General features: G+C 54.4%; 11 protein-coding genes. 3 read left to right on the plus strand and 8 right to left on the minus strand.

What is annotated here, in order from left to right; genetic code table 11:
- Positions 1-8: 8 nt before the first annotated feature.
- Positions 9-353, minus strand: coding sequence for a hypothetical protein (locus Q0931_RS02465; RefSeq protein WP_299256916.1), 345 nt, complete (start codon positions 351-353; stop codon positions 9-11).
- 321 nt (positions 354-674) lie between these two features.
- Between Q0931_RS02465 and Q0931_RS02470 the strand changes: the two genes are divergently transcribed.
- The gene (locus tag Q0931_RS02470) at positions 675-1,172 is read left to right on the plus strand and encodes a GNAT family N-acetyltransferase (RefSeq protein ID WP_299256918.1); all 498 of its coding nucleotides are present in this window, start codon (positions 675-677) and stop codon (positions 1,170-1,172) included.
- Positions 1,173-1,311: 139 nt separating this feature from the next.
- Here the strand turns inward: Q0931_RS02470 and Q0931_RS02475 are convergent, their stop codons facing one another.
- The 3 genes from Q0931_RS02475 to Q0931_RS02485 form a co-directional block, all read right to left on the minus strand.
- Complete coding sequence (locus Q0931_RS02475; RefSeq protein WP_299256920.1) at positions 1,312-3,273, minus strand: tripartite tricarboxylate transporter permease; 1,962 nt, start codon at positions 3,271-3,273, stop codon at positions 1,312-1,314.
- Between the two features lie 54 nt (positions 3,274-3,327).
- Positions 3,328-4,377: a tricarboxylate transporter gene (locus Q0931_RS02480; protein WP_299256921.1), complete on the minus strand. Its 1,050-nt coding sequence runs from the start codon at positions 4,375-4,377 to the stop codon at positions 3,328-3,330.
- Positions 4,378-4,802: 425 nt separating this feature from the next.
- Positions 4,803-5,867 (minus strand): 4-oxalomesaconate tautomerase, encoded by a 1,065-nt coding sequence (locus Q0931_RS02485; protein WP_299256922.1) that lies wholly within the window; start codon positions 5,865-5,867, stop codon positions 4,803-4,805.
- A 184-nt stretch (positions 5,868-6,051) separates the two neighbouring features.
- Here Q0931_RS02485 and Q0931_RS02490 point away from each other — a divergent pair, with 184 nt between their 5' ends.
- The gene (locus Q0931_RS02490; RefSeq protein WP_299256924.1) at positions 6,052-6,978 is read left to right on the plus strand and encodes a LysR family transcriptional regulator; all 927 of its coding nucleotides are present in this window, start codon (positions 6,052-6,054) and stop codon (positions 6,976-6,978) included.
- Between the two features lie 80 nt (positions 6,979-7,058).
- On the plus strand, positions 7,059-7,280 hold the full coding sequence (locus tag Q0931_RS02495) for a DUF2845 domain-containing protein (RefSeq protein ID WP_299256925.1): 222 nt from the start codon (positions 7,059-7,061) through the stop codon (positions 7,278-7,280).
- A 279-nt stretch (positions 7,281-7,559) separates the two neighbouring features.
- On the opposite strand, the gene Q0931_RS02500 is transcribed toward Q0931_RS02495, so the two are convergent.
- The 4 genes from Q0931_RS02500 to Q0931_RS02515 form a co-directional block, all read right to left on the minus strand.
- Entirely contained in the window at positions 7,560-8,924 is a 1,365-nt protein-coding gene (locus tag Q0931_RS02500; protein ID WP_299256927.1) for a hypothetical protein, read from the minus strand.
- Positions 8,925-8,997: 73 nt separating this feature from the next.
- Positions 8,998-9,804 carry a hypothetical protein gene (locus tag Q0931_RS02505; RefSeq protein ID WP_299256929.1) on the minus strand — a complete coding sequence of 269 codons (807 nt, stop codon included), beginning with the start codon at positions 9,802-9,804 and terminating at the stop codon, positions 8,998-9,000.
- 933 nt (positions 9,805-10,737) lie between these two features.
- On the minus strand, positions 10,738-11,595 hold the full coding sequence (locus tag Q0931_RS02510) for an alpha/beta hydrolase (RefSeq protein ID WP_299256931.1): 858 nt from the start codon (positions 11,593-11,595) through the stop codon (positions 10,738-10,740).
- 575 nt (positions 11,596-12,170) lie between these two features.
- The gene (locus Q0931_RS02515) at positions 12,171-12,953 is read right to left on the minus strand and encodes a hypothetical protein (protein ID WP_299256933.1); all 783 of its coding nucleotides are present in this window, start codon (positions 12,951-12,953) and stop codon (positions 12,171-12,173) included.
- Positions 12,954-12,957 lie beyond the last annotated feature (4 nt).

The following is a 12,957-nucleotide window of genomic DNA, read 5'->3' on the forward strand; positions in this document are numbered from 1 at the left end:
CGATCAAATCACTGCGCAAGCCCGATGACCTCCAGCGTAATATGCGCCAGCTCGCGGGCATTGCGGGTCAGGATGCCCAGCCGAACATCCCGTTCGCAGAGTTCCCGTATCAGGGCCACCGCACCTTCCGCCGGGGTCGAGCGTGCGGCCAGTTCGCGTTCGTGTTCCATCAGCCAGGCGTGGCTGGCCCGGCGCTGCGCCTCGGGCAGTGACTCGAGATGCTCGAGGATGTCGCTGTCATCCGGTACCTCAAGCTCGCGACGAATGAACTGAAAGTCATGAATGCCCACGGTCAGCGTGCCATCCATGTCGAATACCCAGTGCCGGCAGTCGTTGAGAGAAGCAATCGTCATGAAACACCGATAGTCAGGGGGAGATTGTTATGGTGGCACGCCGGGGCGAGGTTGGCAGGGCCGTCTTGCAGATTTCTTGCGTCAAAGAGATGATCGAACGCCGGATTAAACCCGAGGCAAGCGTGGCGACGGAAAGGATGGCCGTGATGGGGCCGATGGACAGGATGGATAAGATGAGGCCACCTGACCGGATGAGGGTCATGTCAGAACCGATATTCCATGCAGGTGGCTGATAATAAAGGCTCTGTCGTAAATTCTGGTATCGTTGGATGCCGTCAGCGCCACCTGACACCTTCTTCGGGCCGAGGCACAAGGAGCCCCATGACCTCTGATCGTCCCAACATCAGCCTCCAGACCTACGAGGAAAGGCACGCGCCAGCGCTACGCGCGTTTTCACTGCCGCGTGAGCAGGAGCGCTATACCGACCTGCCGGCCACGCTTCTGGACAACATGGCAGAGCATCATCAGGACCACTTCATGGTGATTCTGAAAGAGGAACAGCCGGTCGGTTTTTTTGCCCTCAAGCACGACCCCACCCACCTGAGCCCGTACAGGAAACATGAGGCGATCGTATTGTCGGCGCTCTCCGTTAATGCTTCCGAGCAGGGCAAGGGGTATGCCAGCCAAGGGCTGATCCTGTTGAAACGCTACGTCGAAAGGGAGTGGCCGGAGATCAAAAGCATTGTGCTCGGGGTCAATGTCAAAAATAGAGCGGCCCAGGCCCTGTACGAGAAAACAGGATTTGAAGATACGGGCAGAACCATCATGGGAGAGATGGGGCAGCAGAAGGTGTTTGAATTGTGGTGCGGGGAGGAGTGAGTTAGAGATCGAGGCTGGTTTCATTGTCTGGCCATGATCGCCGTCGATCGCTTTGCTCTGGCAGGCGAAAGCTTTTTGGACGTGGGTACCACAAAAACAGCCCCGCACATGGCGGGGCTGTTTTGTAGGGTGACTCACCTCAGGGGCCGGAAAAAACAAGAGCATCCAGCAGGCCTGAAGGATAGTGAAGCGACAGAAGCGATTGCATGCCGAGCAAAAAGGCCACAATTCCCAGCGTAATCAATACAATGGTCAGCCAGCGCGCCTTTGCCACAAATGTCAGGAAAAGGAGACTGCCCAGGGCGGCAGTGCTGACAAAGCCCAGCACCGATGCCACCACAATGACCATCAAAAGACCGGCCAACCAGCACAGTTCCTGAAGTGCCGGCTGTTCGACACGGATGGCGCCTTCCGTTCGAATCTGGAGGGCGACGGCCAGCGCGCCACCGCCCAGAAAGACAATGGAAAGCATCGGGAAGACATGCGCGATGAAGGAAATATCGCGGACGTCATACCAGGACAGGGCCGCGATCAGCAGCATGCCTACCACCAGTATCACATCCACTACGCCCCATGTGGCCTGCGTCCTTTCAACGACGGAGGTCGTCTCTACCTTTTCAGACGCCGTGTCTCGGCGACGCGCCAGCAGTTTTTTGCCCAGCGGGTACAGCAGCGCCAGCGCGGTGATCAACAGGATAATCAGAACGCCCGGGCGCATGAACCCTGCCAGACCATTGAACTGAATGCTCTGATAGAAATACGTTTCAGCGCCGGGAGCCAGTACAAAACCGATCAAAAAGGCCGGCCTGGACCAGCCTGCCTGTTTGAACAGCAGACCAATGGCGCCTATGGCGATCAGGGAATACCAGTCTCCCAGCGAGCGCGTGGCCTGATAGGCGGCAAACAGCACCAGCATCGTGATGACAGGCGCGATCAGGGCAAAGGGGACGCGTGTCAGCTGTGCCACGGGTCTGGCCAGGATCAGACAAAAGGCGGCCCCCAGGATGTTGGCCAGCGCCAGCGACCAGATAATGTTGTAGGTCAGATCCAGGTGCGTGGTAATCATGCTGACACCGGGCTCAAGCCCCAGCAACAAAAGGCCACCGAGGAAAATGGCGGCTGTGCCCGAGCCGGGGACGCCAAACAGTAGCGTCGGCACCATGGCACCGCAGGCACAGGCGTTATTGGCCGATTCAGGCGCGATGACGCCGCGAATATCGCCCTGCCCGAAATGTTTTTCACCCTTGACCGTTCGGCTGGCGTAGCCATAGGTCAGCCAGTCGACTACCGAGCCGGCAAGGCCGGGGATGGTGCCGATGATACTGCCGATCCCGGCGCAGCGAGCGACCAGGCCACGATTTTGCCAGACATCCTGAACGCCACGTTTCCAGCCCTTGCCCAGTCCGGCCTGTTCCCGTGCGATGCTGCTTTTCTGAATCATCAGTTCGATGATTTCCGGGATGGCGAAAATGCCCAGACCCAGCACCACCAGCGGAATACCGTCAAACAGGTATTCGACGCCCAGGTTGAGACGAAACTCGCCCGTGGCCGGTGCGGTGCCCATGGCGCCGACCAGAAGCCCCAGCCCACAGGCGGCAATGCCCTTGAAGAGCTGGCCACCTGAGAGCACAGCGACCATGGCTAGGCCCAGCATGGTCAGCACAAACAGCTCGGAGGAGGAAAAGCCCAGAACCAGTGGCCGGGCCATTAAAATGAACACGGTCAAAATCAGGGCCCCGATGACCCCGCCACACAGGGAGGAAAGAAATGCGCTGGAGAGGGCCCGTGCGGCCTGCCCCTGTTTGGCCAGCGGGAAACCGTCCATGACGGTGGCCTGAGAGGAGCTCGAGCCGGGGATGCCCATCAGGACCGAAGCGAAGGTATCCCCGGTGGGGATGACGGCCACCATGCCCATCAGCATGCCCAGTGCCAGTCCCGGCTCCATGCCATAGAGAAAGGGCAGTAACAGGGCCATGCCGGCAATCCCGCCCAGGCCCGGAATAATACCTACCAGCAGTCCTACCGAGACGCCGAGGCACATATACAGGATGTGGGAGACCGTCAGGATCTGGCCAACCCCGGAGAGCATGGATTCAAGCATGATGACTGTCCTCGATTGCCCGATGCGGTGTCATTGTTCTGGAGAGGTTCAGGCTCATTGCGTCACCACACGGATGCCGTGCTTCTGCTTGAGCCAGTCGACGATCCACTGGCGGCGTGTCTGACTCATCTGCATGGCCGCTTCAAGCTGACGAGCGGCGACATCGCCGGTGACCGGGTCATAGGGCCCGATGCGCTGACGTGCGGCTTCCAGAAACTCGGGATTTTCGGCCAGTTTTTTGGCCGCATCGCGATAGGTCGCCAGCAGCGAGGCATCGATATCCTTCGGAACCAGCAGCAGCTTCTGGAGGGCATAGCCTGACGCGAAAAACTTGTGATACACCTGATAGGCCATGTCGTCACGGCGGGTGCCCGGCTGGGCGAGATAGAGCTCGCTGAAGGTCGGCAGGTCAGGAAAGGCAGGGTCACGCACGATGACGTTGTCATCGTTCATGACGCCCAGTGAAAACAGGGGAACGGCCTGCCCCGATTTGACCAGTGGGGTCACGCTGCTGAAATAGGCTGAAGTTGTCTGAAAATCGATGCCGGCTTCGCCGCGCTCAAAGGCCAGCCGGCCCTCCCCACGGCTGCGCATGCCGAAAACCGGGTCCACCTGCAGGCCCAGCATGTCGAAGGCCAGCAGGATCGGCAATTCCAGTCCGGTCGGGGTCTGGGCGCCGAACTTGGACTCATGCTGGCGCAGATGTTCAAGCACCTCTTTGAGATCACCTCCCATGCTGGACTGCGCATACACCACCCCACCGGTAGGCGCAGCAATAATGGGCGTCCAGCGGCTGTAATCGAAACGGACCCTGGGGTCTTTCAGCATGGCCGGGTACTGGGTCGAGGCTGAGGTGACGATCATCTCGGCACCATTGCTGCGGGCGCGGCTATAGAAAAGATTCGCGCCGGTAATCGAGCCACCCCCCGGGACATTGTTGATGACAATGGCTGGACGGTTCTCAAGAGACTCGCCCACCCAGTGAGACATGAAGCGTGCCCATACATCGGTACCGCCGCCTACCCCGAAAGGCACCGTCCAGGTCAGTGTGTCAGGCACTGGCGTCGTGACACTGTCTGCAGCCTGCGAAGACTGAAATGTCATTGCAGTTACCAGGGCCAGCATCAGCACTCGTATGTATGGCGGCCGGTGCCGTTTTTTGCGATCAGACATCGCTCACCTCATGCACTGTTTTAATGAGTTCTGCGCTGACGCATGCCCGGCGCAGTGGTTAGGCGACAAGCTTGCATAGTTGCCATCAATCGTGCCAATGCATTCAATTGGCGCGTTTGATGTCTTTATTGCATTAATAGGTGGCAGGTTTTCATCGGCCCCGTCAGGGCAGGGCCTGGCGCGAAGGGGGTGGAATTCGGGATTCCCAATTTTCAGGCCGGCTATATACCAATGTTTAAGAGGCCATCGGGGATATTTGCCCTGATCAGAGCGGGGCGGGGCCTGAAAACCTTGAGGGCCGACATGAAAAAGCGCCCTTGAAAGGGCGCTTGAAGGCGACACGACTAGAGATGTCGTTAATCGTTGGCGTCAGGAACAAACACATCGCCACTAAACAGGCGTCTGGCCGTACGAAGCAGCGAACAGATCGGCGCCTGCCCGGAGGCATCAGGTGTCATGGCCACGCTCAGTCGACCGCTGGGGTGGGCAATATCCATCTCTCCCTTGAGCGTCTCTGGATCAATCAGATCACGAATCAGACTGTCGCCATTGCTGCAGGCGATGGCCAGCCCCACGGCACCGGTAATGGCGAGTGCCTTGTGGCAGCGATGTGGCATGAAATAACGCACGGTCAGCGGGGCATGAGGATCGCCGTTGCTGATCAGGACCGGTTTGGGAATTACCTTGTCGCTGACATCCCCGAATCCCATTGCCAGCCCGGCCTGGCGTCGAATGCGCTCCAGCCGTGTCATGAAGGCCTTGTCATCATCGAACTCGCCCGGGGCTTCATCGCCTCGCTTGCCCAGTGACGAGGCATGGATCAGGACCATGGGCATGGCCGCATCCACGCAGCTCACTTCAACACCGTCAAACGTATCCCGGCTCTGACCGGTCGGATACAGCTTGCCGGTACGCGCACCGACGGCATTCAGAAACGTCAGATGAATGGGGGCAGCCGTGCCCGGTACGCCATCAATGGCGGCGTCGCCATCGTAGCGAACCTGACCGTTGGGGGTCTGAACGGTCGCGTCTATCAGCGTATTGGTGTTGACGTTACGAATACGGATACAGGTGGTATCGCCTGAGGGCGTTACCAGCCCCTTCTCGATGGCAAACGGCCCCACGGCGCTGAGCATGTTGCCGCAGTTGGGGGAAACATCCACGCAGCGCTGTTCGACCATGACCTGCACAAACAGATAGTCAACATCGACGCCCTCTGTCGATGACGGCCCGACAATGGCGACCTTGCTGGTTTGAGGGTACCCGCCACCAATGCCATCTATTTCAAGCTCATTGCCAGAGCCCATCAACTGCAACAGCAGCTCATTGCGAGCGTCTTCATTGTCAGGAAGGTCGCCGGCAAGAAAAAAGGGGCCCTTCGAGGTCCCGCCACGCATCAAAACACAGGGAATGGCATGCATCGGTAGATTCCTGGCAGCAAGCGTTCAGCTTCGGATGGAGGTGAAAATCGCATGCTTGTTTTCATTGTTCCAATGCAACTGTTTGCTTTATTGATGCGTGGAGAGAATTAAAACGATAAGGTCGCCATGGGATGAGGGATAAGCTCATCCTCCAACCCTGAGCTTTTTTGGAGAGGACAGAGGAATGCATTACGAGCTGCAACACATCCTGGCCTTTTTGAAGGTGGTGGAACTGGAAAGCTTTCACGCCGCGGCCGAAGCGCTCAACGTGTCGCAACCGGCGCTGAGCCGGCGTATTCAGAAGCTTGAGCAGGCACTGGGGACATCGCTGCTTTCAAGAACCACCCGACATGTCGGCATGACCGCGGTAGGCAGGGATTTTTATCCTCAGGCACGCCGCCTGATCGACGATTTCGATCACGCCGTCTTTAATATCAAGGCCCTGGCGGAACACCGGATCGGGCAGATCACGCTGGCCTGTATCCCGACGGCGGCCTTCTATTTTCTGCCCTCGGTCATCCGCGACTTCAATACGCAGTACCCCAACATTCGTATCCGCCTGCTGGATTCAAGCGCCAATGAGGGGTTGGAAGCCGTGCTCAGCGGTGAAGCCGATGTCGGCATCAACATGCTGAGCGGACAGCACCCGGACATCGAGTTCACGCCGCTGGTCGTGGAGCCCTTTGTGCTGGCCTGCCGATCCGATCATGAGTTCGCCTCGCGCAAGCAGGTGCGCTGGAGTGAACTGAGCCGGCACCGGATGATTGGGGTCGGGCGCGCCAGTGGCAACCGAACGCTGATTGACCACGAGCTGGCTTCTCTGGAAAACAGGCCGACCTGGTTTTTCGAGGTGCAGCATCTGTCGACGTCGCTGGGCATGGTCGAGGCCGGGCTGGGCGTCGCCGCCGTGCCGCGTCTGGCCATGCCGCGACAGGAGCATGCAACGCTCATACAGCGTCCCCTGATTGACCCTGTGATTCGCCGAACGCTGGGTCTGGTGCGTCATCGCAACAGCCACCTGTCCCCGGCGGCAGAACGTTTTGTCGACACCCTGTTGTCGCAGTGGCGAACCCCGGACGGCGGCGCATCCGAACCTTCCATCTCTGAATGATTGTGCGAGTGTAAATGCAGTGAGAACCCGGTGTGGTGTCTGGTTGGCATTGATGAAAAGAGCGGGTGATTGCTTCCACCATGGTGGGGTTTAGCAGCCACCGTGACTGGCTCTATTACCTGACGGTGGATCACAACAGGCGGCGATGCGGTCATGGCTGTGTTTTGGTTGGCAAGCGGAAAATCATGCTGATGGTGCGCTGTGGTCAGCCGGTGCTGGAGGCGTATTACCGTGCACCGGGCTTTGAGGAAAACGGGGTCGTGATGATGGGAAAACGAATGATCGAGGACGATCAGGTTTGAAGCATGAGGGAAGGGCTGGCGCCCAGCAGGATTCGATTTTTGGTATAAGCTACTGTTTTTTTTAGAATAATTGTTTTGTGTTAATAATGGTTATACCAAGAGATATACCATTAAGCTGCATTGATTGCTTATTGGGGGGGGGATCCGAATCATGCCAGCGCGAGCAGGGCTGGCCGCTTACGGCCAGGGAAGGCATGACGCTAGAATAGATATAACGGCCGTCTCAAGCGCCGATTGGAGCCGCATAGCGGCGAAAAATTGGTCACTGCACAGAGGGTTTTAGGGTTTTTTTATAATTAACGATGGAACAACTGGCAGGCCGCACCACTCAGCTATTTTATTATATTTGGCGGCTATTTCACTAAAAATTTCCCAGCCAGATTCTACTTTATTTATGGCGTTGTGAATCTCGCTACCATCATCAACAACTTTATCAATTAGCCGCTTAAATTTACTCATGGCAGGCGATTTTCGGACAGATGCAGGGTCGTTATCAGCTTCAACAGTCGCTAATGAACCCTCGAGCTCACTCAGTGCGAAATATGCATCATTCGATCTTGGTAGTTCTTCCATAAGCTCATTTATACTTCCCAAAGCCGATGCTATATCATGATTTATTGCAACATTACTTGACAATGTTATTTCAGGTTTAAAGTCAATTGAAACCTGATGCTTTTGTGATAATCCATTACCTACAATGCTAAGCAGTTGATCTATACGATTGTTCTGCATTCCAATTAAATCTTGCTGTGACTCAAGCCTAAATTGTGCAATTCTTAGCTCGTTCTTGAGTTCAAGAATAAGCTTATCACTCTTAGCGAACTTTTCAGGTGGTTCAACTCCAGAAACAATCAGTTCGTATTCATGTAATGCCTTTTCAACTGTTTCTGAATGACCGCTCTCAGTCTCTATGATCATTCTTACATTTAAACCATTTTGTTCAATTTTTACTGAGGCGCTTTCTTCAGGATATTGCTCTCTAAGATAAGTCCCAAAGAAATTTAGAATATCTAAGCCAGCCTGATGATATTCTGGAGGGAATACAATGCATCTATCCACAACCGAACTGTTTTGCTCGACATAAGCATCTGCCTCAAGTTCAATGATTTCAGGATCTTCAATCATTATATGATCTGAATATCCAATTATTAAGAAGGGGTATTGATGACTTAGAGGCGACAAAAGCTCAAGCTGCCCCAAATTCATCTCAAATGTTTCCCTTCTCATCCAAGGGGAATTTGCATTTCGTGCAAAATCACGAATTGGTATTAACATGATTGGAAGTTTTATAAGTCCGTGCTTCACAGCTACAGCACTCTGCTGGAAAAGCCATCGGCTTAGGTGATCAAAACTACCAAACGGAAATGAAACGCTGAGGCCTTTTTTTGTCGGACCAAGCCTTCCAATATTTATTCGTCTGCCATCTGACGAATAATGTGTTCTATCAATAAGCTCCCATCCCCTGTCATATAGCGATTTCTCCCATTCTTCGCGCGGGTTCTTCCTGCCAGATTCAGTCTCAATTTCAACTCTGCCAGCAATAAAATCATCAAGTGCATCCATGATTTCAGATAATTCGGAAGGGTTTTTTTCGCATGTGCTATTCCATGAATTTTTGAAACTGATGACTTTATGAATGAACATGATTTCTCTCTGTTTACTTTGAGTATAAAATCAAGGCTCAAGCCGCGATTTATGGGGGTTCAGTAGTGGCTTGTTAGCCATTGCTCTCTTCTGGTTTTTTCGTAAAAACTGTTTCAATTGCAGATTTAGCCATGGGGTCAATGACATAAGTGTAGTTTCTTTGAGGTTGAGCAAATATTATGCTTTTTGAATAGCTCGAAAATATCCGCTCATTGTCATAGTATTGACTGCCAGTCGATGTGCGATTTAATCTCTTTGTTTTTATAGAGCTTCTAGAGAGAAACTCTTGGAAGTACCGTGCATCTTCTGCCTGGATACCTTCAAAGAATCTAACTAATGAATTGAACTTAATTTCGTCAAATTTACGCCATAGCTCATTATCCAAAATATCCTTTGCTATAGTAGTTAGTGATGCGGATTCATAATGTTCTCCAATAGCTGGTGTGTAAATAATTTTAAGGCTTTTTAATGTGAATAAAGGTGCTCCTTTTTTGATTTGAACATGATTTTGCCTTTTTAGTTCTTGGATTATATAAAGCTGGAATATGTCCAGTGTTTTAAATGCACTGCGTATGTTTTCTCGATTTTTTAAGCTCTCGGATTCTGCGTTTCTGGCATTTTCGGCAGCCTTTTCCAATTTTACTTTTTCTTTTTGGCGGTTCTGGAAAGAAGAGTATATGAGCCCTATTAAACTGTAGACCAATCGAACCAAGGTAATAAACACCAATCCTCTTAAGAATTTTTTAGTCACAGGGTCAATTTCGACTAAATCTTTAGAGGTACAAGCTAGAATCGCTAACGAAACAACAAATATGGCTATATTTAGTCTTATGTCCTTCGCTTTTGTAAGCAGATCCAAAATTTCTTTAAAACCCTGCACTAATATTTGCTCCAAATAGATAGGTAACAGGTAATTAGACTGAGTGCTCGTTTATTGATTTGAACGTGCATGCGCCCTTCCTCAGACTATGTGCGCTTGGTTGCAAGTGGTCAGCTTTTTAAAAGCCTGCCGAAAAATTTTCTACATCAGCTGGCCGCACCCCACTCGTTGCTCTATTCAAACCCACCGCCCCCCTTGTGTCGGGCGTCAGTAAGCGCATTATTTTTTAGGCCCTCTAGTCGCCCTCGCAGCCCGGTAAAGGCGAGCCTTGGCATCCTATGTGACGTAGCATCAAAGCACATCCATTTAGTGCGCTGGCAGATTACGGCTCGATAAATCCCGATGGTTATATCAGTGAACAATTACGTCTGTTGCTCGCCAAAGCGTGGATAAAAACAGGACCAGCACCAGAGTATGCGACGAGCTTAAACGCTGGTCGGCCATAATTCTTTTCACTCGCCCGGCGCGCTGTCGACTCCCCGCCCCGCCTGCGCGCTAAATGGGTCGGTTTTATTGCACCCTTGCAAACGGCACCGATCCGCGCCAGTACTGGGCCGCGCGGCGGTTTTATGGTCCCAAAAAGCCTTGCGTTTCCTTGCATCTCACACCTGCCACATAAGGCGGTACGGGGTGAAAAGCCGGCTTTCCTGCGCACGTTGCCGTTGTGATCAGAAAACGGGTGGCCCTAGCGGTCCTCGGCAAGCTCTAAAAGTCTTTTCAGCACAATATTCGAGCGCACTGATTAAGTAAAGTTGTGTAACGGGTGGATGAGACAAAAGGAGCACCCATTACGAACCCCCTCGCTCGCCAGAGTGGAATGATTACGTCCTGATTTGGCCTGTTTCGGGCGCCACGTTATGTGGGGTAATGGCTCGGTCACCAGAACGTTTGATTCGTGAGATGGGGAAGTGATGGGAGGGGCAGGGTTAATCTCTATTCCTTGAAAAACCTGAGCAGGGCATTTGCCAGTGCTTCTGGTGCTTCCTCGGCCATATGGTGGCCGCAGTCGATACCTCGACCCGTGAGCGTGGTCGTCCATGGCCGCCACACTTCCAGCACATCGCCATAAAGTCGCTCCAGATCATCACGCAGTGACCACAGCACCAAGGTAGGGCACTGGAGTCGCCGGCCTTGCTCTCGATCCTCTCTGTCATGCAGGTGATCAATGCTCATCCCTGCGCGGTAATCTTCGATCATGCCGTGCACAACATCCGGATCGTGGATGGCTTTTCGAAAGTCGGCGTAGGATTCAACTCCCATGGCTTTTTCGCTGCCGCCATACCATGCATCGGGATCGGCAAGAATGGCTCGTTCCGGTTTCTCTGGCTGGGCGAAGAAGAACCAGTGCCACCACTCGGTGGCAAAGCGGTCATCACAGCGCTCCAGGGCTTCCAGAATCGGGACGCCATCCAATATGGCGGCGCGCTCGATGGCGTCTGGATAATCCATGGCAGTGCGAAAGGCGGTATAGCTGCCACGGTCGTGCCCTACAATCGTGAAGCGATCAAACCCAAGATGATGCATCAGCTCGATACAGTCGCGTGCCTTGGCGCGTTTTGACGAATTTGCATGATCCGGCGTATCTGCCGGCTGGGATGATTGGCCGAAACCTCTAAGGTCCGGGCAGATCACGGTGTAGTAGGGGGCCAGTAGCGATGCGACTCGGTGCCAGGTGGCATGTGTACGTGGATGACCGTGTAGCAACAGCACCGGAGGGCCGGAGCCGCCGTATCTGACGCGCAGGGTCGCTTCAGACAACTCAACAATTTCAAGCTGGAATCCTTCGAACATCATTCTCTCCCTTAAATGACTTGAGCCCGGTCAATAGAGAGTAGTGTCAATCGCTAATCCTTTTCGCTCGCTAGAACGAAATGATCATGCCTCAACCCAGCCGTTTCTTGACTCTCTCTTGTTGAGACTGATTCCCATTCCCCTGATACGTTTTCACATCTGTGATTTTGGGGTGGCAACACTGGCAACAGTGGCAACAAGGCTCAACCATGCGGGTTCCAGAGCGGCAACACTGTTGCCAGTCAAAAAGTCACTGGCAACAGAATGAGGGTGAAAAGCCCCCTTATGGTGTGGTGTTGCCAGTTGTTGCCACTCTTTAGTGTTTTACTGGCAACGCGGGAACCCGCCTGTGGCGCGGCTTTCAGCGATGTGTTGCCTTGTTGCCAGTGTTGCCACTCGATTCAGGTTCCTGTGGCGATTCTTCCTCACCGTTCCGGCGCTCGATAAGGATCGTCTGGCCATCTTTACCGCCGGTTTTGGCGATCCTTTCCCTTGGCGAGCGAAGGGGTTTAGGGGTTCCCTGCCAAAACGCAAAAGGGCCGCCCGAAGGCAGCTCCTGTTGGCATGACTCGTTTTCAGTGGGTCTGCTGATGCAGCGCCCGCTGCTGAAGGCTGTTTTTTGGGCCGCTGTATTGCTGCTCGCAGGCCAGTAGTGGCACGACACGCAGCACGGTCAGGCTTTCCGGTGCTGCCGGCGTCTCCTGTTCCGGATCGATCCGGCGGGTGAGCCCCATCAGGCGTTCGGCCAGCTTCTGCTGGAAGCGCTTCGCCAGCTCCTCATCGATCCGTGCGCGGTGATCAGCGGGACCGTCATTCTGATGGTTCGGCTCGCTCATCACATCATGATCGGTCTTGCGCTTGACCTCCGGCAGCAGGGACAGCAGATGGCGCCCCTCGGGCAGATCCAGCAGCGCGGCGGTGGCCTTCTCGAAGGCCTGCTCAACCTCCAGCCCCCAGGCTTGCTGCCGGGCAACCTCATACTTGCGGCGGGCATCGATCACGGCGATGTGCTGCTCGATCAGCGGCGCCTGCAATTCGCCGGACATGGATTCCAGCTCTTCGGCGGTCTCGCGGCTTTCACTGACCGAGCGTTTGATCTGCCGAATCTCCTTGGTCAGCTCACCGTTGCTCTCGCGCAGCAGGTCGCGCCAGCGGCGATCGTTGCTATCGGCTTCTTCCCGGGCCGCCGCTGCGCCCTTGCTGAAGCGCTCGACGCGCTGTTGCAGGTCGGTCAGCGTCTCGCGTTGGCTCAGGTACTCGTTTCGGGTCTGTTCGTGTCGGGTCATGTGGCTGGCCATGGGGGCAGCTCCTTCCTGTGGGGTGGCTTTGGTCGTGGTCCGGGCGTTGGCAGCAGTCATGGGG

Origin of the sequence: uncultured Kushneria sp., from assembly GCF_947497025.1 — a bacterium.
In the GTDB taxonomy this organism is placed as follows: Bacteria; Pseudomonadota; Gammaproteobacteria; order Pseudomonadales; family Halomonadaceae; genus Kushneria.

What these genes read in the sequence shown, in the direction of transcription:
- Q0931_RS02485 (WP_299256922.1), bottom strand. Translation starts at nt 5,867, where the DNA reads ATGCATGCCATTCCCTGTGTTTTGATGCGTGGCGGGACCTCGAAGGGC.
- Q0931_RS02500 (WP_299256927.1), bottom strand. Translation starts at nt 8,924, where the DNA reads ATGTTCATTCATAAAGTCATCAGTTTCAAAAATTCATGGAATAGCACA.
- Q0931_RS02475 (WP_299256920.1), bottom strand. Translation starts at nt 3,273, where the DNA reads ATGCTTGAATCCATGCTCTCCGGGGTTGGCCAGATCCTGACGGTCTCC.
- Q0931_RS02495 (WP_299256925.1), top strand. Translation starts at nt 7,059, where the DNA reads ATGGTGGGGTTTAGCAGCCACCGTGACTGGCTCTATTACCTGACGGTG.
- Q0931_RS02510 (WP_299256931.1), bottom strand. Translation starts at nt 11,595, where the DNA reads ATGTTCGAAGGATTCCAGCTTGAAATTGTTGAGTTGTCTGAAGCGACC.
- Q0931_RS02480 (WP_299256921.1), bottom strand. Translation starts at nt 4,377, where the DNA reads ATGACATTTCAGTCTTCGCAGGCTGCAGACAGTGTCACGACGCCAGTG.
- Q0931_RS02490 (WP_299256924.1), top strand. Translation starts at nt 6,052, where the DNA reads ATGCATTACGAGCTGCAACACATCCTGGCCTTTTTGAAGGTGGTGGAA.
- Q0931_RS02470 (WP_299256918.1), top strand. Translation starts at nt 675, where the DNA reads ATGACCTCTGATCGTCCCAACATCAGCCTCCAGACCTACGAGGAAAGG.
- Q0931_RS02515 (WP_299256933.1), bottom strand. Translation starts at nt 12,953, where the DNA reads ATGACTGCTGCCAACGCCCGGACCACGACCAAAGCCACCCCACAGGAA.
- Q0931_RS02465 (WP_299256916.1), bottom strand. Translation starts at nt 353, where the DNA reads ATGACGATTGCTTCTCTCAACGACTGCCGGCACTGGGTATTCGACATG.